18 protein-coding genes are annotated in these 25,053 nt (G+C 38.1%); 8 read left to right on the forward strand and 10 right to left on the reverse strand.

Translation table 11 applies throughout. The annotated features are described in order from the left end of the window. Positions 1–218: 218 nt before the first annotated feature. Together QMG11_RS03465 and QMG11_RS03470 are read right to left on the reverse strand one after the other, a co-directional pair. Complete coding sequence (locus QMG11_RS03465) at positions 219–1,400, reverse strand: alpha/beta hydrolase (RefSeq protein ID WP_281833488.1); 1,182 nt, start codon at positions 1,398–1,400, stop codon at positions 219–221. A gap of 20 nt (positions 1,401–1,420) precedes the next feature. Next, positions 1,421–2,173 (reverse strand): MipA/OmpV family protein, encoded by a 753-nt coding sequence (locus tag QMG11_RS03470; protein ID WP_281833489.1) that lies wholly within the window; start codon positions 2,171–2,173, stop codon positions 1,421–1,423. Between the two features lie 279 nt (positions 2,174–2,452). Between QMG11_RS03470 and QMG11_RS03475 the strand changes: the two genes are divergently transcribed. From QMG11_RS03475 to QMG11_RS03495, 5 genes are all read left to right on the forward strand, one after another. After that, positions 2,453–3,673, forward strand: a complete 1,221-nt coding sequence (locus QMG11_RS03475) for a TolC family protein (protein WP_281833490.1) — start codon at positions 2,453–2,455, stop codon at positions 3,671–3,673. 11 nt (positions 3,674–3,684) lie between these two features. Then, a complete protein-coding gene (locus QMG11_RS03480) occupies positions 3,685–4,653 on the forward strand; it encodes an efflux RND transporter periplasmic adaptor subunit (protein ID WP_281833492.1) in 969 nt (322 codons plus the stop codon). 9 nt (positions 4,654–4,662) lie between these two features. Then, positions 4,663–7,707 (forward strand): efflux RND transporter permease subunit, encoded by a 3,045-nt coding sequence (locus QMG11_RS03485; protein ID WP_281833494.1) that lies wholly within the window; start codon positions 4,663–4,665, stop codon positions 7,705–7,707. 61 nt (positions 7,708–7,768) lie between these two features. Further along, positions 7,769–8,440, forward strand: a complete 672-nt coding sequence (locus QMG11_RS03490; protein WP_281833496.1) for a response regulator transcription factor — start codon at positions 7,769–7,771, stop codon at positions 8,438–8,440. Next, positions 8,427–9,782, forward strand: coding sequence for a sensor histidine kinase (locus QMG11_RS03495; RefSeq protein ID WP_281833498.1), 1,356 nt, complete (start codon positions 8,427–8,429; stop codon positions 9,780–9,782). The genes QMG11_RS03490 and QMG11_RS03495 overlap by 14 nt, the downstream gene beginning before the upstream one ends. 1,002 nt (positions 9,783–10,784) lie before the next feature. Here QMG11_RS03495 and QMG11_RS03500 read toward each other — a convergent pair. Further along, positions 10,785–11,909: an ABC transporter ATP-binding protein gene (locus QMG11_RS03500; protein ID WP_281833499.1), complete on the reverse strand. Its 1,125-nt coding sequence runs from the start codon at positions 11,907–11,909 to the stop codon at positions 10,785–10,787. 93 nt (positions 11,910–12,002) lie between these two features. Next, positions 12,003–13,007, reverse strand: coding sequence for a LacI family DNA-binding transcriptional regulator (locus tag QMG11_RS03505; protein ID WP_281833501.1), 1,005 nt, complete (start codon positions 13,005–13,007; stop codon positions 12,003–12,005). Positions 13,008–13,327: 320 nt separating this feature from the next. On the opposite strand from QMG11_RS03505, the gene QMG11_RS03510 reads away from it, so the two are divergent. Next, entirely contained in the window at positions 13,328–15,103 is a 1,776-nt protein-coding gene (locus QMG11_RS03510; protein ID WP_281833503.1) for a cation:proton antiporter domain-containing protein, read from the forward strand. Between the two features lie 430 nt (positions 15,104–15,533). Here QMG11_RS03510 and QMG11_RS03515 read toward each other — a convergent pair whose 3' ends face one another. From QMG11_RS03515 to QMG11_RS03525, 3 genes are all read right to left on the reverse strand, one after another. Beyond that, positions 15,534–16,892 carry a Na+/H+ antiporter NhaC family protein gene (locus tag QMG11_RS03515; RefSeq protein WP_281833504.1) on the reverse strand — a complete coding sequence of 453 codons (1,359 nt, stop codon included), beginning with the start codon at positions 16,890–16,892 and terminating at the stop codon, positions 15,534–15,536. Between the two features lie 66 nt (positions 16,893–16,958). Then, entirely contained in the window at positions 16,959–18,152 is a 1,194-nt protein-coding gene (gene megL / locus QMG11_RS03520; protein ID WP_281833505.1) for a methionine gamma-lyase, read from the reverse strand. A gap of 492 nt (positions 18,153–18,644) precedes the next feature. Beyond that, positions 18,645–19,037 carry a MarR family winged helix-turn-helix transcriptional regulator gene (locus QMG11_RS03525; RefSeq protein ID WP_281833507.1) on the reverse strand — a complete coding sequence of 131 codons (393 nt, stop codon included), beginning with the start codon at positions 19,035–19,037 and terminating at the stop codon, positions 18,645–18,647. A 497-nt stretch (positions 19,038–19,534) separates the two neighbouring features. Here QMG11_RS03525 and QMG11_RS03530 point away from each other — a divergent pair, with 497 nt between their 5' ends. Continuing rightward, on the forward strand, positions 19,535–20,152 hold the full coding sequence (locus QMG11_RS03530) for a hypothetical protein (RefSeq protein WP_281833509.1): 618 nt from the start codon (positions 19,535–19,537) through the stop codon (positions 20,150–20,152). A gap of 156 nt (positions 20,153–20,308) precedes the next feature. On the opposite strand, the gene QMG11_RS03535 is transcribed toward QMG11_RS03530, so the two are convergent. Then, entirely contained in the window at positions 20,309–22,054 is a 1,746-nt protein-coding gene (locus QMG11_RS03535; protein ID WP_281833510.1) for an ABC transporter ATP-binding protein, read from the reverse strand. A 305-nt stretch (positions 22,055–22,359) separates the two neighbouring features. Here QMG11_RS03535 and QMG11_RS03540 point away from each other — a divergent pair, with 305 nt between their 5' ends. Continuing rightward, a complete protein-coding gene (locus QMG11_RS03540; protein ID WP_281833511.1) occupies positions 22,360–24,027 on the forward strand; it encodes a phosphoenolpyruvate carboxykinase (ATP) in 1,668 nt (555 codons plus the stop codon). 32 nt (positions 24,028–24,059) lie between these two features. Here the strand turns inward: QMG11_RS03540 and QMG11_RS03545 are convergent, their stop codons facing one another. Then, positions 24,060–24,242 carry a rubredoxin gene (locus tag QMG11_RS03545; protein ID WP_281833512.1) on the reverse strand — a complete coding sequence of 61 codons (183 nt, stop codon included), beginning with the start codon at positions 24,240–24,242 and terminating at the stop codon, positions 24,060–24,062. 77 nt (positions 24,243–24,319) lie between these two features. After that, entirely contained in the window at positions 24,320–25,051 is a 732-nt protein-coding gene (locus tag QMG11_RS03550; RefSeq protein ID WP_281833514.1) for a cytochrome c biogenesis CcdA family protein, read from the reverse strand. Positions 25,052–25,053: the final 2 nt, after the last annotated feature.

Below are 25,053 nucleotides of genomic sequence, written 5' to 3' on the forward strand. Positions count from 1 at the left end.
ATAGTAGTTTGAGGTATATACATTACTGGTCATATCCTTTCGAGTAGAATTTTGTGTGGTAACTCAATTATTACTCTATATTGGATATGATTTTTAATTTTTTGTGAATTACTTTTGCAACACTCTAATTTATATACACTAAAATACTGCATATATTTCTTCACTTAATCTAAAGGTGTTTCAACTCTAGCTAAGAGTAGGAAGGGAAAAACTAGGTTTTACTTCAACTTATCTACTATATAACCTGATATAAGAGGAAGTACAACTGACCTAGGCATACCGTGCCCTACTTCACTTGCAACTATAACATTTACACCATTATCACTTGCATCTGTCACTAACTCTGCATCTGACACAGGTGCTACAGGATCTGTAGATGTTCCTATTGACATTATATCTACAGAAGTTTTCATTTTTCCTAGATACCCTTGGTTTTCTAAGCTATACTCAGGAGCAGCTTCAGCAAACCCTTTTATGGATGTATCTAATCTGTCAGCAAGAACTACCTGATTTAACATAGGAAGATAGGATACTGTCTCAGGGTTAATTCCCTTCCAAACATCACTTAAAGCTCCACAGAAGTTTACAACAGCTGTAACATCTTCTTCATTGGTAAAGGCTGTTCTAACTGCTGGTTGTCCCCCAAGGCTTGAGGCCCCTACTACTATCTTTCCGTTAAACCTAGGATCCTTCTTAATCTTCTCTATAACACCTCTATGAACTATATTGGTATCTGGAGTATATGTAAGGTGTGAGTTTATTCCCATCCCAGGAAGCTCAAATGAGATATAAGCTATCCCCTGCTCTGCAAGATACTCCTTAAATAACCTGTAATACTCTATTGCAAATACATCGGATCCTCCTGTAAAGATAACAACAGGATAATCCTTTCCATTCTTTTCAGGAAGGTGTAGGTTGGCATACGCCTTCCCCTGAGGAGTATCCACCTCTATCTTCTCATAGTAGAATCCATCCTCCTCAACCACCTTCTGGTAGTTCTCCATAGCATTTACCACATAACTATTGTAGTTTTCCCTGCTGTCTTTAAAATAGGGGTAAGCAGAAACTGTATAGTAAGCAGCAGCTTTTTCATAGTCTCCACTTCTTTCCGCTTCTGCTGCTATCTGATCCCACTCATACTGCCAGTTCCCATCCCCATACTCCCTTGTAGCAGTATCAAGGAATCCGTCTTTCCCCTTGTTCTCCTTAAGGATATCATTAACTACTTTAGTGATTACCCCTTCTTCAGCTCCAATGTAGGTCCAATCATCGTATTTAATTTCTCTAAGGAATATTCCGTCAAGCTCTTGATCCACTCCCCTTAAATTTTTTAGCCCTTCCTCTCCAGTAGCTATTAAAGTAGTAGCAGCCATTATTGAACCTATTATTACTTTCCTCATCTTAAAACCTCCCTATATCTCTAAAATTTATACTTGAACCCAGCTCCAACTTCATAGATAAAGTTATTATCCACTATTGGTGAATCATCTATTTCTCCTGAAAGATACTTTACTCCGCCAAAACCAACTAAGGCAAAACTTTCATTAAGATCATGCTCTGCCATTAATTCGATACCATATTCTTGAGAAGAGCCGGCATTATACTCCTTTTTTATCCCCTCATTCTTAGCTGCTTCATCCTTAGTTACCCCAAAGTAGTAGTCCGTGTAGGAAGAATCATTGAATGCGGCATATACTGAAGGTCTAATAATAGTTTTTTCCCCTATAAAGTACAGTTTACTCCCTTCTAAAGTGTATCTGTTTCCCTCACTCCCTAAAGCTATCCTTGCTGTTAATTCATAATCCTCTGGAAGCTTATAGGTAAGTTCTAGTCCACCTTCAAATTGTGTGTCTCTGTCATCAATATCTTGGTAACCTTTATCTAGATCTCCACCTTCAACTTCATAGCCTCCCATAAAATCAGCAAAAGCACTAACTTTGAATCTTTCAGTTTCAAAGGCTTCATACCCCAGTTCAGTTCCCCTTAAGTATAGTTTCTTATATTTAAGGTCTAACACTGGAATAGGACTTCCCTCTGTCCCAACACCTTTATACGGGCTCCTTTCTGCCATAAGTCCAATACCTACATCAGCCTTCCAAGACCTCTCCTCCTCTTCTGCATATAATCCTGTAGTTAACCCTGTAAGTATAAGCAGGGTCATTAATCTTTTCATGTAGTGCCTCCTTTAAGTTTTAGATATTCGTTATGATACAACCTAAAGCTTAGCTGAAACTTAAGTTTGAAATTTAGCTGAAATATTGTTCGGTTTATTTAAATTTCTTGTCTTTAAATTGTTCCTTAATAATATCTAAATGGTTTTATATCTTGGTGATCTCTGCTTAAAGTAATAAATATTTAAAGTATTTTCTTTAAATTAAAATAGAATTTAAGTTTAAAATCAGTTTCATACCCTAAACTAAATAATAAACTATATTAAAGGGAGAAAAAGATTATGAAGAGAAGTTATTGGTTTATCTATTTGTTGATTTCTTTAAATCTATTTGGCAAAACTATTACACTAGAGGAAGCAGTAGAACTAGCCAGCCACCAAAATTTAGATATCCAGGAAAAAGTATTTGAAGAAAAGATACAAGAAAAGCGTGCTTATAGCAAAAAGAAGGACCTCCTTCCAAAATTAAGTGCCACAACTACCCTTGAAGACTCTGAGGGCAGTGGAAATAAAAGCAGTGAAACAGACCTGCTTTTCAGGGGGACTTTATATAATGGAGGAAAGATTATTAATTCCATAAACCTCGAGGAAAAGCGACATGAAGTTTCAACTTTAGCTAAAGATATCGATAAGAAAAATATTGAATTTTTAATAAAAAAATCTTACCTGGAATGTCTGAAAGCCATCGACAGAAGGAACATTGTTTTAAAAAGTTTAGAATTTTATGAGAAATCTTATGAAAAAAACAAAGAGTTAAAGGAACTTAACCTTATAACAAGGGCCGACCTCTTAGCAGTTAAAAGTGAACTCTCTAAAAGAAGATTGGACCTGATACAGGCTGAAAATACCATAGAGAGTTTAAAAATTTCTCTGAAAAAACTAATGGGACTCACAGATGAAGATACCCTGGAACTTGTTTCAATTGAAGGTGTAAACTACTTGGCTGAAGAGCCCGCTGCTCCAGAAATTTTAAAGGAGAATATGGAGATTAACTTGAGTAATATCGAGGTTGAAATAGCCGGATTAGAAAAAAAAATCTCTTTAGGTAATTTTGCTCCAGAAGTCACCTACCATATGGGCTTTAATGAGACTCAGGATAGCTTTTCAGATACATACAGTGATTTTCAGGGGATAGCAAGTATCTCCTTTAAGCTTGATATTTTCAGCTGGGGTCAGAGGATTGATGAAGTAACAATAGCTCAGATGGAAGTAGATCGAAAAAAAATCTCTCAAAAGAATAGTGTGGATCTTCAAAATGAAAGGTTAAACCTTCTGAAAAATGATTTAAACTCCTTGGAGGAAGGAGTTGCTCAAAGTAAAACAGCCCTTGAAAATTTCCAAGAAAAATTCAAATATTATGAAGAATCTTATGTGCATAAACTTATAAGTTTAGATGAGTACCTTGACAGTGAGCAGGATCTATTAGATGAAAGGTCAAGGTTTATAGGTCTTAACTACGACTACAAAATAAAAAAAGAAGAGATATTAACACTACTTAAATAGGGGGAATTGAAATGAAAAAAATATTTTTTTTGTTTATATTAACGATAACTTTGACTAATGCGAGTAATTTAGAGACTTTAACGATAATGGGTGAAAAGGTGCCTCATTGGGTAGAGTATACTGCTAAGACATCCTATGCTGACAAAGTTGACATAATAAGTGAGGAGCCTGGTTATGTTAAAGTCATTAATTTTAAGAATGGAGATAATATAAAAAAAGGAGATATTGTAGTTGTATTAGAGAATAGAGAGCTTTTCATAGAGGAGGGACAGGCAAGAAAAGCCCTTGAAATGGATGAGATAACGTATAAAAAATATGAAAAATTATACAGTAAAGAACTCATTTCAGAAAGTGAACTTTTTACATACAGACAAAATTATCTGGAGAGCAAAAAAGATTATAACCTTATCGAAAAAAGAGTTGATGACTTAAAGATAAGAGCACAGGTCTCTGGAATAGTAGGGAACATTGAAGTAGAAATAGGGAATAAAATTGAAGCAGGAAATAAAATTGCTTCAACTGCTTCAAGAAGCTTAATGGAAGTAACCGGATATATCCCAACAGAAGAGATTAATAATATAAGAGTCAATGATGCTATTGATATCAACTTTTCTGAATTAAAAATTAAGGAAAAAGGAAGGATAACAGAAATTAATCCATTTGTTGATGAAAAAATCAAAAAATATCGGATAAAGGGAACATTTGAAAATTCTACTCCCTATCTTCTTGACAATATTTATACTAATGTCCAAATAAATATTTCACCTGAAACTGGAATCTTAATACCTAAAAGCTCGATAATCTATTATGACCTTGAAACATATGCCTATGTCATTAAGGATGGAGTTGTAAATAGAAAGAAGATAACTCTAGGTAGAGAAGTAAAAGATCAATTTATTGTTTTAAGTGGCCTAGAAATAGGAGAAACATTAATTATAAATGACCTTTATAACATTACCAGAGGACAAAAGATTAATTAGGAGGATGTTATGAAAAAAAAGTCGACCATGGTTTTAGACAAGATAATGCAGCTAAATAAAGGAGTTATAGTTATATATATAATGCTAATATTCGGAGGAGTATACTCCTTATTTTCCCTCCCTACAGAGTTTTATCCAAATTTTGACAGACCTTCTACTGAAACACTTACAGTATGGGAAGGAGCCTCCTCCAGCGAAGTAGAGAAGTATATAAGTAAACCTTTAGAAGACCTATTATATACGCTAGATGATGTATATAAAATAACTTCAAACTCTTCCAATGGAAAAAGTGTCATAACAACAGAGTTCAACTACGGAATAGATGCTGACATAAAGGCTTTAATGGTTCAAAATGAAATTCAAAATATATTAAATGATCTCCCTACAGATCTTGATGATGGCCCAAGTACCAGTAATGGACTAGCCAAGGATGAGGTGATATCATATAATATCTTTGGAAATGAACTTTGGGAAGTAAGTGATTACGCTAAAAATACACTCAAGCGAGAACTGGAAGGCGTTGAAGGTATAGGATCAGTAGTAGTAGAAGGGGCACTTATTAAAAAGATAGATGTCGCTCTAAATACTGTCCTTCTCTCAAGGTACGATATATCGGTTCTTGAGATAGTAGAAAAGATAAGATCAGCTCACTCCTATATTCCTCTTGGAGAAGTGAAAACTTCAGAAAATAATCTCAGTGTACTCTATGATGGAAAGCTAAAAAACATCGAAAACATAGAGAAGATTGTTGTAAGAACAGATGGAGAAAGTAAAATATACCTTAAAGATATAGCAAAGGTGGAGATTGGATACAGGGACCTTGATACTATCTACACGGTAAATGGTAAAAATGCTGTTTATGTAAAAGTTCTTAGAGAGGAAGGAGAGGACTTTATAGAGGTCGCTCAAAGAGTAAGAGAAAAAATTGAAGAAATCAACCTGCAGCTCCCATCTGCTATTGAAATTTCGGAGGGAGAAGTCCCTGCCGACGAAATATCTACATCTGTGAGTGTATTAAAAAGTAATGGAGCTATGGGTTTCTTCCTGGCAATTATAGTTATTTTTGTATTTTTAAGGAATTTAGGGGCTTCTGGAATTATAGGAATAAGTATTCCAACTTCGTTTTTAATAACATTTTTATCCTTTAAATTTTTTGATGTTACTCTTAATATGCTCACTCTTATGGGACTCTCCCTAGGTGTCGGGATGTTAGTAGACAACTCTGTTGTTGTCCTAGACAGCATTGAAAGTCATGTTTCCAAATATGGTAAGAGCAGAAAAACCATTGAAGAAGCTGTTTCAAAGGTAATCTCACCAATAACTGCTGCTACTATTACTTCAGTAATAGTTTTTGTCCCAATATTTATGATAGGAGGAATGGCAACGGAGATATTCAAGGATATGGCATTTGCGATTATAGCATCTATAACGGCTTCCCTCATAGTTGCAGCTACTTTAATCCCTATAATATCAGAAACTTTTTCCTGGAATGTAAAAAATAAAGGAATTAAATTAGAAAGTTTAAAGTATTTTTATGAAAAAATATTAATGACAGCTTTAAGAAGGAAATATTTAACAATTGTTACAGCTATATTGATACTTTTCTCCAGCTTTTTTCTTATTACCCTTATTGACATTAATTTTTTAGCTGACTCAGATGAGGGGTACTATGGGATTCTGGTGGAGACACCTAGAAACTATTCTCTAACAAAAAAGGATGAATTAACTAAAAAAATTGATATCCTTATAGAGGAGGACCATAATACTCAATGGTATAGTAAGAAGGTCAGTGATGAAGGTATCATCTATAATGTAGCTTTAGTAGAGGAACGATCAAAAAGTGCTATGGAGATAAGAGATTCTATGAGAAATACTATCGGTAAGGTCCCTGATGCTAAATTAAACTACTTTTTAGATGCAGGATACGGATCTGAAAAGGATATCGAGCTTTCTATATCCTCAAAAGACATAAACCTTTTAAAGAGAAATATGGATCAGGTCATCGATAGTCTCTCCAAGGTAGATGGTATAACTGATATTACCTCATCCTATAAAGATATGTTGCCACAAATGTACATGTCCATCGATAGAGAGAAGTTAAGAGACTATGGACTTACCGAGGCAGAGTTAAACGAAATGATTGCTGTTCAAGTTAATGGTATAGATGCCACATATTTAAACTCAGAAAATGATAAAGTAGATATTGTTGTAAGACTAAATAAAATAGAAAGAGACTCCATTAAAGACATAAGAAATATTTATGTTGATCTCCCAAATGGAGGAAAAATTAAGCTTAATCAATTAGTTGATTTAAAGATAAGAAGTGACCTTACAACTCTTTCTAAAGAAAATAGGAATCCATACTTTAATTTTTCAGCTAATGTAAAGGAAGGGTATAGAGGCTCAATTGTTAAAGAGAAGTTACTTGCCACTTTAAATGAAATGAAGCTTCCCCATGGAATTAATTTTAGATTTATAGGAGAAGCAGAGGATCAGAGCGAGGTTATGACATCTTTAGCTGTTTCCTTTATAGCTGCAATAGGACTGATTTACTTTGTACTGGTCCTACAATTCAATTCAGTTTGTTTACCGTTAATAATTATGGGGGCTATTCCTCTATCATTTACAGGTGTTCTTTTTGGGCTTTTTATTACAAATACAAACTTTGATATACTGGCTATGATAGGGGTTATCATTCTTTCAGGAGTTATCGTTAATAATTCACTTGTATTGATTGAATATATCCGTCAGCTTGAACTCCAAGGTATTGGTATTAAAGAAGCAATTCTAGAAGGAGGAAAGGAAAGGATCAGGCCTATTTTAATTACTACTTTTACTACAGTTATTGGAATGATACCAATGACTTTAGGAGTTGGACAGGGAAGTGAAATATACATTGCTATGGCTAGGGGAATGAGTACAGGTCTGATACTTTCAACCTTACTTACACTTATAGTTATTCCTACCCTCTATTATGTTTTTAGAGAAAAAGCTTACCAGAGAGATAAAAGATCTGAATGCTCAAAAAAATCGGAGCAACCATGCCTTCAATAACTTTTAAAATTAGGTTGTTTAAAAATTTGAATAGCCATTATATTTAAAGAAAGGAAAAAATATGGAAGACAAAATATTAATTGTAGAGGATGATCGAAATATTTCTAATATTCTAAAGCTTCAACTAGAAAGACAAGGATATGAAGTTACATGTGCTTTTGATGGTTTAGAAGGAATTAAAATGGCAAAAAAACATAAACCCCATTTGATTCTTTTAGATTGGATGCTTCCCCAGATCTCTGGAACAGAGGTGTGTAAAATACTTAAAAAGGTGATGGATGCTCCAATAATATTTCTTACAAGTAAAGCAAGAGAAGGAGATATAATAGAAGGATTAGAAGTTGGGGGAGATGACTACATTACTAAACCTTTTAAGTTTGAAATTGTTCATGCAAGAATCCGCGCAAACTTAAGAAAGTATTCTGGAAGTAAAATAGGCAAGTTAAAATTTAAGGAAATATCTATAGATATCTCCTCTAATATTGCCTACTATGAAGATAACCCCATGGAACTTACTAAACTAGAGTACCTGCTTTTAACACTTCTTCTTTCAAATCCCAAATCCATATTATCTAAAAACAGGATAATACATGAGCTCTGGGGGGATTTTGAGGATGATCATACAAAGGGAAACAACCTTGAAGTTGTAATTAATAGTCTCAGGAAAAAACTATCATCTGACAAGAAAAAATATATTAAAACACACAGAGGGAGAGGATATGGTCTTATTTAAAAAACTATGGCATAAAGTTGCGATAGTTTACTCTTTAATTATTATGGCTTTATTTTTCATCTTTATTGCAGTTCTTCAAAACACGTTTTTAGCGTATTTTGAAGATAAGGAATATCCTATGTATTCAGATTTAACAAATAATATTGAACTATTTATAGAATCTAAGGAGGAAATTAACGGTAAAGACTTGGAAGGGTTTATTCGAGAAGGAGACCTCTTAAGTAAAGTAGATATATTGCTATATGATGATAGTGGAAAAATGATTTTGGGAGATAAAAAATACCATGAACTTCTTCAAAACTATGAGTTGCATATTGATATGAAGGATGGAATGATTATAGAGCCCCGGGATAATCCAGATGATCATGATTACTTCATTCTTGAGAGGAAATATAAAAAAATAGATGGGACATTATACCTAGTAAAACAAATTGATAAATATACAACATTTTATTTAAAAATGGAAAGATTTGCTATATCCTTTGCGGTATTGTTGTCAACTTTGTTTATATTTCTCAGTTTAATAACCTCCAGATGGCTATTGAATCCAATCTTTAAAATATTACAAGATGTTAAAAAAATTGAAATTGAAGGCAGTACAAGTCTTTTGACAGAACAATACCCTGAAGAGGAATTTAAAAAAATTGTTCAACTACAAAATAGTTTTATTAAAAAAATCAGAAATTATATAAGTAGAGAAAAGAAGTTTATATCCAATGCCTCTCATGAACTTTTGACCCCTGTAACTGTAATAAAAGGTTATACAGAGGTGTTAAGATGGGGAAGTGACGATAAAGAGGTTTTAAACAGTGCTTTAGATACTATCGAAAATGAAACCGAAAGAATGGAAGAACTTATGAGATCTTTAATGGTATTGTCTAAGATAGAAGAAACAGAAAAGAACATTCTCGTTCCGTTGGATATGAAAAAAATTGTTGAAGAAGAGGGAAAGCGCCTTCAAGGAGTATATGAAAGAAAAATTAGAGTTAAAAGTGAGAAGAGTATTATCCTGGGAGAAGAGCAGCTTTTAAAGCTACTTCTGGGAGAAGTTGTAAAAAATGCTGTAAAATATAGTCAAGAAGATATAAAAATAAATCTCTACACCGATAAAAATAAGGTGATTTTAATTATAAAGGATCAAGGGGAAGGAATATCTTCAGATTATTTAAAGGAGATATTTCAAAGGTTCTCTCAAGAGGATAATTCAAAGGGGAGCAAGGGATTTGGTCTAGGTCTTGCAATTGTAAAAGATATATCTAAGCTTCACCAAGGAATGGTAGAGATAAAAAGTGTTCAGGAAGAGGGGACAGAGGTTAAAGTAACTTTTCCAAGAGCAAATTGAATTTATAACTATTAAAAGGAGCTATCAAAGCTCCTTTTAAATTGGAAATGTATAACTGTTTTTATTTAAAATTAATTCCCCATAAATAAGGTTAATCTAAGATATGGAGTTTATAATCATGTTAAGCCAAGAAGAGGAAACGTCTATAAATAGCTGAAGTTAAATAAACGAAAAATTTGGAGGGAATAAACATGTATTACATAAATAAATACGGAAAAAAAGTCAATTCAATTGACTTTATAAATCCATATATCTGTATCACTTGTGGGACTTTATTTAAATTTGATTCAAATAAAGTTAAAGAACTACTATCTAAAAATATAAGTTACAGAGTTAATTTAATAGAACGATCTATTGTTGAACTACACTTAGAGAACTTTTTTTCAACAAGTGGTGAGCTGACAATTAGAAATAAGATTTCTAAGCAGTCGCTGGAAGAATTTTTTGGTGAGATAACATAATAATAAGTCGTTCCTCTTCTCAAGAAGATAGCTTACAATGATCACAAGAATTAGGAAAAGGCCTATATTGAAAATCTTCCCAGTTTAAAGCCGACCTGTAGGTTCCATGAGTTAGGTCTGCTCTTATCTGACCATTCCAATACTTATGAAGCCCCTTATATGCCGGTGTACTGGAAATCTTCTGCACCTACCAAGTAGCCGCCCTCTACATCCATCTCAAGAGTCGGCACCTCTCCGTTTTTTACCTGGTAGGTTCTGGTGCTCACTAGAGTACTCTGAACATTTTCTACACTATCCCGGTAAATCTTGGCAGAGCTATTGTAGCTATGATCCCTCTTTATCTATTTTTAATACCACCGTTCCCCCTTGCAATGTCTCAACTTTATTTACTTAATCTTTCATCTACAGTAACCTGACTATTCATTATTGTCCTAAAGCTAGTCTCCTCATTTGATTCCTCCAAATTAAATGTAAATACTAAAAAATAAAGCAGACCTAAAAAGGTCTGCTTTCAAAATATTGTCACTTGATTTTATCTAACTTAGATTAAGCTAATGTTTTCCTCTGTTTCAAGATCAAAGATGTGACACTTCTCCATGTCGAACCAGAACTTATAGTCCACACCGTTAGCTGTATTTTTTACCTTAGCTGAGTCAAATCTTGCTGCAAGCTGAGTTCCGCCTACGTTGAAGTATACAAACTCCTCGTTACCCATCATCTCAACTACAGAGATCTTTCCGTCTACTAGCTCCTCATTTGGGTGGATCTCATATGAACCGACATTTTCAGGTCTGATTCCAAACCATACCTTCTTTCCTACGTATGACTTAACCTTCTCAGCCTTGTCCTTTGGAAGGTGAAGGATATTTCCTCTAAGGTCCACTGCTATTCCTTCATTGGTATCGATAATCTCAGCCTCTGTAATATTCATAGATGGCGATCCAATGAACCCAGCTACGAACTTATTTGCCGGTCTGTTATATAGGTTAATAGGAGTATCTACCTGCTTGATCACTCCATACTCAAGTACACAGATTCTGTCACCCATCGTCATAGCCTCTACCTGGTCGTGAGTTACATAGATCATTGTAGATGACATCCCCTCATCCTTCAGCTGCTTATGAAGCTGAGTAATCCTAACTCTCATAGATACTCTTAACTTTGCATCCAGGTTTGAAAGGGGCTCGTCAAATAGGAATACATCTGGTTTTCTAACAATTGCTCTTCCAACTGCTACCCTCTGTCTCTGTCCACCAGACATCTCCTTAGGTTTTCTATCCAGAAGCTCAGTGATCTCAAGTTTTTCCGCTGCATCCCTTACTCTAGAATCTATCTCCTCCTTGGAATAGTTCTTTGAAAGCTTTAATCCAAAGGCCATATTATCATATACAGTCATATGTGGGTACAGTGCATAGTTTTGGAATACCATTGCAATTCCTCTGTCCTTTGGTGGAAGATCATTTACTATCTTATCCCCTATTGAAATAGTTCCACCAGAGATCTCCTCAAGTCCTGCGATCATTCTAAGTGTAGTTGATTTTGCACAACCAGATGGTCCTACAAATACCATGAACTCTCCGTCCTTTATATCCAGATCTACCCCATGTACTGCCTTAAACCCATTTGGATAGATCTTTTCTACCTTTCTTAACTGAACTCCTGCCATCTTTATTCCCCCTATTTTTACCCTTTCAGGTTATTTTCTTTTTTTATTTAGTTAAACGGTTAACAAAGCTTTTAAAAAAACTATGTAGCTGAGCTACGTAGTTTCTCTCTTTCTTATCTTTACTGGGATGGATACCTCTCTCTTAAACTTTCCTCTATCACCGATCTTGTCGATAATCATATCCACAGCCAGTTCACCCTTATAGGATACCTGCTGGTCGGTACTTGTAAGGGATGGAGTTGTATACTCCCAGGCTTGGGTGTCTCCAAAGGCAATGATCTTCATCTCCCCTGGTATATCCCTTCTTCCGTTGAGGTATTTAAGTGCCCCCAGAGCTCCCTCTGAGTAGGAAAAGAATATTGCGTCTGTCTTGCCAGCTTCACATATCCTTCTGGTTGCCTCATATCCCCCTCTAAAGGTTTCCTCGGTCTCGAGGATATTTTCCTCGGTAAGGGCCAATCCATACTCCTCCACAGCTGCCTTATACCCGTAGAACCTCCTCCTGTATACCTCATTTTCATCCAGGGAACCGCACACAAAGGCGACACTTCTGCTTCCCCTTTCGATGAGGTGCTCCACAGCCAAGTAGGATCCCAGTGTGTCCTCTGAATGGATGTAGGAGGCTTCCTTCAGCTCTTCTCCATAGTTATCCACCATTACCATGGGAATTCCTGTCTTCTCTATCTCCCTGAGAAGTTCCTCCTCATAGTCCCCTAAGAAGATAACTCCCTCCAGGTCTCTCTTGGCGATCCAGTCCCTGAGATATTCCATGCTTCCGTCTCTGAATACCTCAGTTATAATGAGGTCGTAGTTCTCATACCTTCTGATAGCAGAGTTCATTCCATTTACAAGGAGGTTCATCTGACTGAAGGAACTTCCCTCGGTCTTCTCATTGATGACTATCCCCAGGAGTCCCGATCTTCTTGTAGCGAGGGTCTTAGCTGAGATATTGGGTCTGTAACCTAGCTCTCTGGCGGTTTTTAACACCCTCTCCCTTGTTTCCTCCCTGCACTTCTCCACACCATTTAGCACATTGGATACAGTGGCTACAGATACACCAGCTTCCCTGGCTATATCTCTTATGGTAACTTTCTTCATATAATCTCCTCAAAGGTTTTGTTAACCGTTTAACTTCCATTAACTGATACTATAATATGACATAAAACCTCCCTTGTCAATACTTCTCCCTCAACTTTAACCTTAAAGTGTATAGAGCGGTTTAAATACTGCAATAATACTTGAGTCTTTCCCTCCTCAAACACTTGACACTATCAACTACAGTACTATTCATATTTAAACGAGAACTTTAGTCATAAGTTTATTGAAAGTAAATGGAACTTACTGTATAATATCCTTAAGATTTGATTATAATTTTAAGTTTTTTTATAAATACACAATAAAACTTAAGGAGGAATACTATGGAATTTATGAAAATCCAGATATTGGCTATTGGTATGCTGATTCTGGGAGCTTACACCGGAGGTGTTATAGCTAAAAAACTTAATATTGGGGAAACCATCGGACAGATCATTGGGGGGATGTTAATCGGTCCGCATTTTTGGACGTTAATACACGACTGGGCTGCTAAGAAGGAGCTCCTTACATCTACACTGTTGTTTCAAAAGCTGGAATATGTTTATACCCACGGGTTTCATACCTACGCTGAGGTTATAGAGGAGAGTCACTTCTTTGTCTTCTTCTTTCTGGGAATTATCGCCTTCAGCTTGGGAGAGGAACTTCACTTTGACAGGCTGAAGCAGGTGGGAATTAAGCCTACCATCATCTGTCTAATTCAGGCACTTCTAACATGGGTGATGATCACTCTGGTATTCTGGAAGGCCTTCAACTTCCCGATGATAAACTCGGCAATAATAGGGTCAATCGGTATTGCCACAGCACCGGCTCTTACCTTTGTACTTATGAATAAGCTCAAGGTAGAGGGGAAGTTAAAGAATCTCTTGGCTAATATAGTTGTTTTAGACGATATTATAGAGGTAATCTTCTTTTCGGTATTTTTAGGAATAGCGGTTATGATCCAGAGCGGAACCCACCTTTCAATAGGTCATCTTGCTTTTGAGGTAACCAAGGAACTAGTCCTTGCTGTTCTTGTGGGAGTTCTTATCTTCTTCCTGCTGAAGTTTACTGTAAAACCAAGGGGAGTTAATGATGAGGATGGAGTTATTGAGGTAGAGAGCTTCTACGGCCCTATGCCATCTATAGAACTCTTCTTTATAGTAGTAGGTTTTGTAGCTGTTGGATCGGCAATTGCTCTTCACTTCCACCTTCCATTCCTTGTGGTGGCTGTGGTGGCTGGAGCTCTTGTATCAAACTATCACTTCCACGCTATCTTCCACTCGCTGCAGCTTGGAAATATCATGCCTGCACTAAACCTCTTCTTCTTTGCTCTTATCGGAGCCAGTGTAAAGCTGGAGACCTTTTCTCCAGAGACATTTGTCTTTGTACTGGGTTACCTTTTTGTAAGAGGTGGAAGTAAGTTCTTAGGTACTTGGTTCGGATGTTATATAACTGAGCAGGAGAAGGAGATAACCAACAGTCTTCCTAAGCTGATGCTTCCTCAGGCAGGGATGGCAGCTGTGGAAACGATTCTTGTAGCTACAGTGCTTAAGGATAGCGGCGGAGAGCTTATCTTCAATACTATTATTCCGGCACTGGTTGTCTTTGAGATTGGAGGAGCCTGGCTTTCGGAAAAAACTCTTATCTCCTGGAAGAACTTCATCGGAAGTAAGTCTAGTGGCAAGAAGGAGCACTTCTCCATAGAGGATATTGTAGGAAATGTATGGGAGTTTAAGGCAGAGAATAAGAACAATGCCATTGAAAGCCTCTCTGAACACCTTAAGGGGAAGGGGATAATCAAGGATCTTCATGAGATATCCCATGCAATCCTGGCCAGAGAAAAGCTTGCCAGTACAGCTCTTGGAAAGGGGGTAGCTATCCCTCACTGTCGTACTGGAGAGGTTGATAAAACAACCTGTGTCTGCGGATTCCTGGAAAAACCTGTAGAGTGGGGATCACCAGACGGAAAACCAGTTGATATTGTTTTCCTGGTAATTACTCCAAAGGATAAGCCACAGGAATACCTTCAGTTTGTAAGGGCAATAATCAACACAGTAAAGGACCTTTCCCTTGAGGGAGAGGTTAACCACAGCCTTCTGAGAAACATTCTTGTAGGCTAGAGCAATATAAAAGCAGCTGAATCAACCTTCAGCTGCTTTTTTTATATCTTATCTTTAATTCTACCAAACAACAAACTCACGAAACCATTCACGGATCATCTGAAGTAGACAGGAGAAACAGACCTTTCTGTCATAACCAATATGCTTCCCGCAGCACCTGCATCTATTCATTCCATCCACCTCCCGCCAAAAACCTCTTCTAACCATTCTATACTCTCTCTGTCTATATTTCCTTGTTTTCTACCTGTAAAATAATTGTATTTTTCAAGTAAAGCAACGTGACCTTGCATCCTTAGCACTCATTATTTTATTTAGTTTTTTATAGCTTCTATAACTTTCCTTAACAATAAAAAGACTCCCTGGAATAACCTCCAGAGAGTCCTCTATCAACATCCTAATCCTAATTTTTTAACTGAATAAAAGAATTTATTTAAGCACCTTCAACTTCATACTTTCCAACCCAAGGACTCTTCTTTATCACAATCTCTGAGAATGGAAGGTAGATAGAAACGATTCCCAGCACCGCAAGGAGCTGCTGGTACCATAGAAGTGGCATTATCTCCATAGGAGTCACTGCTCCCCCTGCAAATCCAAGAAGGATAAGCATCTGAGCTCCATATGGTATAAGACCCTGAGCTATACACGAAAAGATTCCCAGAAGCCCCGCTACCTTTCTAGGGTCAACCTTGTAGTTCTCTGAAAGCTTCTTTGCTATTGGACCATTTATAATAATGGCTACTGTATTGTTTGCTACAGCTATATCTGTAAGAAATACTAGAGCTCCAATACCCATCTGAGCCGATCTAGGTCCCTTTATCCTTCTCTGGATCTTTTCAAGGATCCACTCCACTCCCCCTGCCTTAGTTACCATGGCAGCCAGTCCTCCTGTAAGAAGGGAAAGAAGGAAGATCTCATTCATATTTGCAAAACCGTTGTATACCTCTCTGGCAAAGTTTATCACAGTAAAATCACCATAGTAGGCTCCAATTGCCCCAGAAAGGAAGATCCCTCCAGTCAGAACCACAAATACATTGAGCCCAGCAAGAGCCAGAACCAAAACGAAGAGGTATGGCATTACCTTAACCAGGTTGTAGCTATACTCAGCTGCTGCTGGAGCTACCTCAGGCTTTCCAAAGACAAGAAGGAGAGCTATAGTTATAAAGGCTGCTGGGAAAGCTACAAATATATTTACCTTAAACTTGTCCCTCATCTCGCACCCCTGGGTTCTTGTGGAAGCTATGGTAGTGTCCGAGATAATGGAAAGGTCATCTCCGAACATAGCTCCTCCCATTACAGCTGCAAGGATTATTGGAAGAGCTACTCCCGACTTCCCTGCAAGGTCAACAGCAATTGGCGCCACAGCAACTATAGCTCCCACAGAGGTTCCCGTAGCTGTAGATATAAACCCTGCTATAACAAAGAGACCCGCTGCTATATACTGTATAGGTATATAGGTAAGTCCCAGGTTAGCTGTAGAGTCTACACCGCCCATAGCCTTCGATACAGCAGCAAAAGCCCCTGCCAAAAGGTAGATGGTACACATTATTATGATATCGCTGTTTCCGCACCCCTTAACAAAGGTTTCAAACTTCTCATTTATATTCCCCTTAAATAAAAGAAAAGCTGAAATTATTCCGCAGAAAACTGCCACTGGAGCCGGCAGTTGATAGAACGCCATCTCCACTCCCTTTAATTGAAAAAACAAACCACTTCCCAGATATATTCCTATGAAGACCAGAAAGGGTATCAGTCCCTTTCCGCTGGCCTCTATTTTATTCCCCTTATTCATTAACTTTCCCCCTAATTTTTTTAAAAAATAAGGGCCCCCTCCTAAAAAGGGGCCCAGTAGTTAAAACTACTTAATTTTTGCTAATCCCTGCTCTAAGTCTGCAATGATATCTTCAGCGTTCTCTAGTCCAACTGAGATTCTAACTAGACCATCAGCGATTCCTGCAGCAAGTCTCTCTTCTCTAGTGTATGGAGAGTGAGTCATTGATGCTGGGTGCTGGATTAAAGTTTCAGTATCTCCTAAGCTAACTGCTAATGTACAAAGCTCTAAGCTGTTTAGTAGAGTTTTTCCTGCTTCGATTCCACCCTTAACTTCAAATGCCATGATTCCACCGAATCCGTTCATTTGCTTTTTAGCTGTTTCGTGTCCAGAGTGAGACTCTAGCCCAGGATAGTGTACTACTTCTACTGCCTCGTGACCGTCAAGGAACTTAGCAACCTTCATTGCGTTCTCACAGTGTCTCTGCATTCTAACTTCAAGAGTCTTCATTCCTCTGATCATCATGTATGCATCGTTTGCTCCAAGTACAGAACCAGTCATGTCCTTAACTCCCACAAGTCTGATCTGCATTACGTGCTCTAATTTACCAGCAACGAAACCTGCGATAACGTCTCCGTGACCGTTTAGGTACTTTGTAGCTGAGTGAACTACTAGGTCTGCACCATGCTTGATTGGGTTTTGAAGGAACGGAGTAGCAAATGTGTTGTCTACTACTACTAGTGTGTTCTCATTTCCATGAGCGATTTCGCAAACCTTCTCGATATCTACAACCTTTAGGTTAGGGTTTGCAGGAGTTTCAAGGTAAACAATTCTTGTGTTTGCCTTCATAGCCTTCTTTACAGCCTCAAGATCAGATGTATCTACGAAGTCTACTTCGATTCCAAACTTAGTAAGTCCGTGGCTTAGTAGAGCATATGTACACCCGTAAAGAGTCTCGTCTGCGATCATGTGATCTCCAGCCTTTAGAAGTGTCCACATAGTTGATGAGATAGCTCCCATTCCAGATCCAGTTGCTAGAGCTGCCTCTGCTCCCTCTAGAGCTGCTAGCTTCTCCTCTACAACTGAAGTTGTAGGGTTTGCAAGTCTACTGTAGATGTATCCTCCTTCTTCAAGAGCGAATCTTCTTCCTCCCTGCTCAGCTGAGTCAAAAACAAATGTTGAACTCTGGTAGATTGGTGTAGTAAGAGTTCCAAATGGGTTCTTCCCGTGTCCCCCGTGTATAGTTTTTGTTCCAAATCCTTTTGCCTTTATATTTTCCATATTTCCTCCTATTAAAGAACTTAAAGTTCTAATATTGATCGTTTAGTCCTGATTGACACAAAAAGTCTAACATAGCAATTTTACAAAATCAATCTTTTTTTTGTAAAAGTATTATTTTTTTATGAAGGTAGATGCGAACTGCCGTTCAACATTAGTAAATATAAGACCTCAATAGAGTACAGACCTATCATAAAAAAGATAAATGGTTTACTATAGCACACAGAAATAACTAAAAAGTGGAAAGCTTACACTAGGTAAGGTGCAAAATATACCTGCATATCGTCCGCTATAAAAGTTTATTGGTCATATTCCGTATAAATGAACATCATTGAAATTTAATATATTACACTTTTGGAATATCTCTAAAATTGAAAAGCAACGTGACGTTGCATCCCGACAACTTGTTGGAATCTTGTTGCTTCATATGATTTCTTTATAAATTCTATTCTTTTCTTAGAATTAAAAAAAAGCTAAGTCCTTAGACTTAGCTCTTTAAAACTTCCCCTCTTCCAGTACCTTGTTGGCAGCTCTGAAGATTCTCTGGCTTGCTTCTAGCTCATCGGGATCTACCTTCTTAAACAGTTCACTGAGGAACTTCCCCTTTACTCTCTCTATACCAGTGCAGATTCTTTCTCCCTTTTCAGTTAACCTGAGGGTCTTCTGCCTTCCATCCTTCTCTCTTGTAATAAGTTCATTCTTCTCTAGCTTAACTAGGTCTCTGGTCATATATGATGGATCGATGCTCAGCATCTTAGAAAAATCCTTGGCAAGCATATTTGGGTTATCCCTTAAAGCTGTAAGGATTACAGAATCCAAGATATTAAGCTCGTCTACCTCCTTCTCACACATCCTGATGTACCTGTTAATACCATTTCGAAATTTCATAAATTCTTCTAAATACAGCATATTCTCACCCTCTATGATAAAATTTTTATGTCCAATTAATTAATATTCACAATGCTGATTCTAACATAATTTTAATATTGTTAAAATTGATTTTATCAACTTCCCAATATTTATTTTTATCAACTTTCATTATATTATAAGCTCTTTAAAGAGAACGCACTTTTAAAAGGACGTCATTACCATAATTTTGATACTAACTATGGATATACCGTGATAAATTGGTATTGTAATATTCGCTATTCTTTAAAAAATTTAAAAAATTTATAATCAAAATCTGAAAAAAATTAGACAAATCCACCTTTACGTTGAGGGAGGATAGGGGACTATCTCAACTTTCCTATAACCTCACAGGAGTTAATTCTTAAATTTTTAACACAGATCCTATACTATTCTAAGATTTTTCTAAGATTTGTAGTTTAAAATTAACAGACAGGATCTTTTGATCCGTTAAACCTACTCAATAAGGAGGAAAAATAGTGAATATAAGGAGATTTCCAGACTTTCTAAATGATATATTTTGTGGAATTAAAGATAAGGTTGGGATAAAGATCCCCAGAGAGGTTGAAGGAGAGATTGCAGATTACTTTGAGGGTTGTTCCCTGGGAAGGTGTGTATCTCCCTCAGAGGATTATAGTGCAGACAAAGCCATGGAGGATTATATCAACTTTATCTACTGTGCCCTCCTCCTTCAATATATATCCTCTATAAATATAGAGATATATGAGTTTATGGAGGAACTGAATAAGTTTAAGACCTGCGTCGGCTCTAAGATTCAGAGGAGCTGCTCCGACCTACACCTTCCAAGAAAGATCAGAGAGTTCGACACCGAATACCTGCCAGACTATAAGAACTTGGCAGAGGAGAGCTATAAAAAGCACCATTGCTCCTCAAAAAATATTATGAGAGAGCACAATGAACTAAGAAGAAAACTAATAGGGGAGTGTGAAGTGGATATACCCTTCAGGGAGAACTCCACAAAAAATAAACGGGCAGCTGTCGGATATCTTTGGAGGCTTTTTTCTGCATTGAGGACAGCTAAAATCTCTCAAGACAGCATAGGGGAAAATGTTCCCCACCAACAACACCCACTATAAAAAAAGACCTGGCGAACCAGGTCTCTTCCATGTTTCAGACAATATCTTTTTCAGCAGGTAAGCTATACTACCATCTCCGTGTTAACAGGCTATCTAAGATGTATAAAAGATCTGTTTCTTTAGGGAATTCCACTCTATCTCTCTTAATAGGTCCCGTTAGTCCCCTATAAAGCCGTCCTTCTGACTGTTGTAGAGGGAGCTATACACTCCTCCTACCCTCATAAGCTCATGGTGGCTTCCCTCCTCTATTATCCCCTGCTTTCCTATAACCAGAATCCTGTCGGCTCCCTCTACTGTAGTAAGCCTGTGGGCTATGGTCACAGTAGTCCTCCTGTCCTCAGATCCCCTTGTGAGCTCATAGAGAGCTTCCTGAATATACTTTTCAGTCTGGTTATCCAGGGCTGAAGTGGCCTCATCCAGGATAAGGACCTTGGGATTTTTTACAAATATCCTGGCTATGGATATCCTCTGCTTCTGCCCGCCGCTGAGCTTGACTCCCCTCTCGCCCACAAAGGTATCGAAGCCATTCTCCAGCCCCTCTATAAACTCAAGGGCATCAGCCCTTCTGGCAGCTTCCCTTATCTCCTCATGGGTAGCATCTAGCCGGCCAAAGGCTATATTCTCCCTGATACTTCCATTAAAGAGGAATACGTCCTGCTGGACGATTCCAATATTTTTTCTCAGGGTTTCATCCCTTAATCTTCTTATGTCCACCCCGTCTATGGTAAGCTCTCCCTTGGTCACGTCATAAAACCTCGGAATAAGACTACAGATAGTGGACTTTCCCGCTCCGCTCTCTCCCACCAGGGCTATACTCTCCCCTGGGGCAATCCTCAGATTGAAATCTTTCAGTATATCCTCGCTTCCGTCGTAGGAGAAGGTCACACTATTAAAGTGGAGCTCCCCCTGTACCCTCTCAAGGTCTATGGCATCTGGAGACTCCTCTATATCTGGATCTATCTCCAGTATATCCATAAATCTCTCAAAGCCTGCCATGCCTCCCTGATACATCTCAAGGAGGTTCAGCATCTTTCTGATAGGCTCTAAAAACCTGTTGGCAAAGAGAAAGAATCCTATAAGGGCTCCCACAGTCATCTCCCCGCCGATGGTCATCATCCCTCCTAAAAGAAGGATGATGATCTGGATCCCCCCTGAAAACATCCCCATCCCTGCGTGAAGAAGACCCAGAGAGTGAAAGGCTGCAAGAACCGAGGTGACCACATCCATATTCTTCCTGTCAAACTTCTCATTTATAAAATCCTGGTTTCCAAAGGCTTTCACCACCCTTATACCGCTCAGGTTGTCCTCTATCTCCGAACTGAGCTCCGCGGAACTCACCCGCGACCTCCTAAAAGCATCTTCCATAGCCGTGTTATGCTTCAGAGCAAAGATCAGGTAGACTATGAGTATAGCAAATATTATAAGGGTTAACTTTGCATTCACGCTGTACATAAAGATAAAGGAACCCACCAGAGTAATAATAGCTATAAAGAGATCCTCTGGACCGTGGTGAGCCAGCTCCGATATAAGCTCCAGATCCCCCATTATCCTGGACATCATCTCTCCCGTCTTTACATTGTCGAAGTAGGAGAGGGAGAGCTTCTGCAGGTGCTTGAAGAGATCATTTCTCATATCATACCTTATCTTAAGCCCCAGCCCGTGCCCCCAGTAGATAACTATATAACTCAGTATATTTCTCACTCCCTGTAAAACTATAAGGAAGATACAGAACTTGAGCAGGAGTCCCATATCTCCCCCTGGAAGAACCCTGTCCACAACCCTTTGGGTAAAAACAGGAAATATTAGATCCAGTATAGACATAAAAAAAGCACATCCAAAATCAAGGATAAAGAGCTTTTTATGCCTGGTGTAGTAACCAAAAAAATACCTTAACTTTTTCATAAACCCTCCCCCGATATTGATAATAAAAAAAAGTATATAATAATCCCGAAAAAAATAATACCCCCATAAAAAATTTTAAAAACTACCAAAACTTTCATCCCCTCTTAATCTCCTATTATTTCGTACAAAATGTACTATTAATTTTCAGAAAGTGTTTTTTGACCTCCATCTGCCCGCACTTTCGTGTACACTTTTGATCTAATTTTGATCTTTTTTTGGTTAATTAAAAAACAAACTTGACTATTGAGTTTGCCGTTGTTATAATGCCGTTAACTTGAAACAAACACCAGGAGGGGCAAATTTATATGAGTACACAATTTGGTTTTAAAAGAGATGAGATTGGAAGGGGAACTCCAAAGGCTTTTTCCAGAATAAGAACCACAATTGAGACATCCTTTTATAGAAACAATGTAATTAGTGTAAAATCTTTAGAGGAGGCTTACAATCTTGCTATGGAATCATCTGGAACTATCGTTACAGATCTTCCGATTCACAGAGCAGAGGAGCTAGGACTTCCAGGAGATTCCAAGGTTTTAATATTCAACGACGGTGCCAGAACAGGAAGAACCGCAGCTGCTAGAAAGATCTTAGGTGAAAGACATGTTACTGAGGAAAAATATGAGGGGCTCATTAGAGAAGCCGTTTTCCAGGGAAGAAATAAAAAGATGTACAGAGCATCTGTATGTGTTGGACTTCACGAGGAGTTCATGGTAAGAGCACACCTTGTAATTCCAGCTGGGTATGAGAACATCCTCTACTCGTGGATGCTCAACTTCCAGAACTTCAATGAGGAGTTCATTGTAAAGTACGACAACTCCCAGGAGATAGAGGAGGGAGATATCTTTGTTTACTCCGATCCAGAGTGGGAGAATGAGAATCACCCTCACGGACTTACATTCTTTGACTCTGAGCACAACTGTGCTGCCCTTCTGGGAATGAGATACTTCGGAGAGCACAAAAAGGGAACTCTTACTCTGGCATGGACAATTGCTTCCAGAGCTGGATACACTCCTTGCCACGGAGGACAGAAAAGATACAACCTTGAAGATGGAAAAAAGTTCATCGTAGGTGTATTTGGTCTATCTGGTTCTGGTAAGTCCACTATCACCCACGCAAAGCATGGGGACAAGTATGACATCACAGTTCTCCACGACGATGCCTTCATCATCTCCAATAAGGACGGATCATCTATCTCTATGGAGCCGTCATACTTCGATAAAACACAGGACTACCCTACAGATTCAGAGGACAACAAGTACCTTCTCACAATGCAGAACTGTGGGGCAACTATGGACAAGGCCGGGCTTATCGTTCCGGTAACTGAGGATATCAGAAATGGTAATGGTAGAGCTGTTAAATCTAAGTTCTGGTCTCCAAACAGAGCCTATAAATTTGATAAAAAGTGTGATGCTATCTTCTGGCTGATGAAGGATGAGAGTCTTCCACCGGTAATAAAGGTTAACTCACCTACTCTGGGAGCTGCCTTCGGAGCTACCCTGGCTACAAAGAGAACCTCAGCTGAGCACCTTCTAAAGGGTGTAGATTCCAATGAGCTTGTAATTGAGCCATATGCAAATCCATTCAGAACCTACCCACTGGTTCACGATTACAAGAAGTTTAAGTCTCTGTTCAAGGAGAGAGAGATCGACTGTTATGTTCTTAATACAGGGTTCTTCCTGCATAAGAAGATAACACCTGCTGTTACCCTTGGAATAATAGAGGATATCGTAGAGGGAAAGGCAGAGTTCCAGAAGCTTGGTCCCTTTGAGAATATAGAGTACTTAGAGGTTCCAGACTATATTCCAGACTTTACAGATGTTTCCTACCTTAACCTGGTAGAGAGCAGAATCGACAAGAGAGTGGAGTTCATAGGAGAACTGAGAGACTACAATAAGCTGCCATATGAGGCCAGCGAATCACTTCATAAGCTTATGGAGAAAATCCAGGAGTTAAAAGCTGATATAGCTGAATAGCAATAAAAAAAAGAGGCAAAGGCCTCTTTTTTTTATTTGTCACCGTTACGAATAGTGAGATCATCCTCAAATTCATCTTTATTTGCAGCACATATTGGGCAGATCCAGTCCTCCTCTACATCCTTGAACTCCGTTCCTGCCTCTATTCCGTGCTCTGGATCCCCAATCTTGGGATCATATACATAACCGCATATAGTACACACCCATCTCTTCATCTTACACACCCTCCTCTCTGGTTCTCTATGTGTAAGAATTACTCCTTTTACAGCTCTTTCCTTTTTATATCTTCAATTTAGAGAAAAAGCCCCTTGAGGAACTCCACTATTTCATCTCTAAATCCCCAGCTGAGAAAGATTGTCATCTTATTCATAGCAAGGAGGGCTCCCATAGTTATGAGGATTACTCCCCCTATCTTCTCTGAAAAGAGAAAGTTTTTTCTTATGAAGTCAAGCTTATTGCCCTTATCCAGAAGGAGAGCAAAGATCATAAAGGGGAAACCAAGCCCTAGGGTATAGATCCAGATATAAAGCAGCCCCGTCCACATGGTGTTAGCTACAGCCAGGTATGACATCACAGTAAAGAGCACAGGCCCCATGCAGGGGGTCCACCCAAAACCAAAGGCAAAACCAAATAGGTAGGAGGTCCCTACATTTCTCTTCATGAAATGAAAGTTAAACCTCTTATCGCTATATAGCTTGGTTATCTTAAATACCCCCACCATATGCAGCCCCATTACAATTATAATTCCCCCAAATATCATATTGAGGATATTATTTCCTATGAGGTTACTGGCTAGGTTGGTAAAATTAAAGAGCAGAATCTGCAGCGCTGAAAAGGCTGTACCAAAGCCCAGTATAAAAAAGAGGGTATGGATAAATACCTTAACCTTGTCCTTGGCACTCCTACTCTCCCCCAATACCATTCCGCTGATATATGAGAGGTAGCTTGGAACCAGGGGAATTATGCAGGGAGCCAGAAATGTTCCTATCCCCGCTAAAAAAACAATAAATACATTTATCTCCATCC

The sequence above is a fragment of the Propionigenium maris DSM 9537 genome (assembly GCF_027925155.1).
Taxonomy (GTDB): Bacteria; Fusobacteriota; Fusobacteriia; order Fusobacteriales; family Fusobacteriaceae; genus Propionigenium; species Propionigenium maris.

Coding starts and splice junctions, on each gene's coding strand:
- QMG11_RS03490 (WP_281833496.1), top strand. CDS start 7,769: ATGGAAGACAAAATATTAATTGTAGAGGATGATCGAAATATTTCTAAT.
- QMG11_RS03550 (WP_281833514.1), bottom strand. CDS start 25,051: ATGGAGATAAATGTATTTATTGTTTTTTTAGCGGGGATAGGAACATTT.
- QMG11_RS03525 (WP_281833507.1), bottom strand. CDS start 19,037: ATGAAATTTCGAAATGGTATTAACAGGTACATCAGGATGTGTGAGAAG.
- QMG11_RS03470 (WP_281833489.1), bottom strand. CDS start 2,173: ATGAAAAGATTAATGACCCTGCTTATACTTACAGGGTTAACTACAGGA.
- QMG11_RS03515 (WP_281833504.1), bottom strand. CDS start 16,892: ATGAATAAGGGGAATAAAATAGAGGCCAGCGGAAAGGGACTGATACCC.
- QMG11_RS03485 (WP_281833494.1), top strand. CDS start 4,663: ATGAAAAAAAAGTCGACCATGGTTTTAGACAAGATAATGCAGCTAAAT.
- megL (WP_281833505.1), bottom strand. CDS start 18,152: ATGGAAAATATAAAGGCAAAAGGATTTGGAACAAAAACTATACACGGG.
- QMG11_RS03540 (WP_281833511.1), top strand. CDS start 22,360: ATGAGTACACAATTTGGTTTTAAAAGAGATGAGATTGGAAGGGGAACT.
- QMG11_RS03510 (WP_281833503.1), top strand. CDS start 13,328: ATGGAATTTATGAAAATCCAGATATTGGCTATTGGTATGCTGATTCTG.
- QMG11_RS03495 (WP_281833498.1), top strand. CDS start 8,427: ATGGTCTTATTTAAAAAACTATGGCATAAAGTTGCGATAGTTTACTCT.
- QMG11_RS03475 (WP_281833490.1), top strand. CDS start 2,453: ATGAAGAGAAGTTATTGGTTTATCTATTTGTTGATTTCTTTAAATCTA.
- QMG11_RS03465 (WP_281833488.1), bottom strand. CDS start 1,400: ATGAGGAAAGTAATAATAGGTTCAATAATGGCTGCTACTACTTTAATA.
- QMG11_RS03505 (WP_281833501.1), bottom strand. CDS start 13,007: ATGAAGAAAGTTACCATAAGAGATATAGCCAGGGAAGCTGGTGTATCT.
- QMG11_RS03480 (WP_281833492.1), top strand. CDS start 3,685: ATGAAAAAAATATTTTTTTTGTTTATATTAACGATAACTTTGACTAAT.
- QMG11_RS03500 (WP_281833499.1), bottom strand. CDS start 11,909: ATGGCAGGAGTTCAGTTAAGAAAGGTAGAAAAGATCTATCCAAATGGG.
- QMG11_RS03535 (WP_281833510.1), bottom strand. CDS start 22,054: ATGAAAAAGTTAAGGTATTTTTTTGGTTACTACACCAGGCATAAAAAG.
- QMG11_RS03545 (WP_281833512.1), bottom strand. CDS start 24,242: ATGAAGAGATGGGTGTGTACTATATGCGGTTATGTATATGATCCCAAG.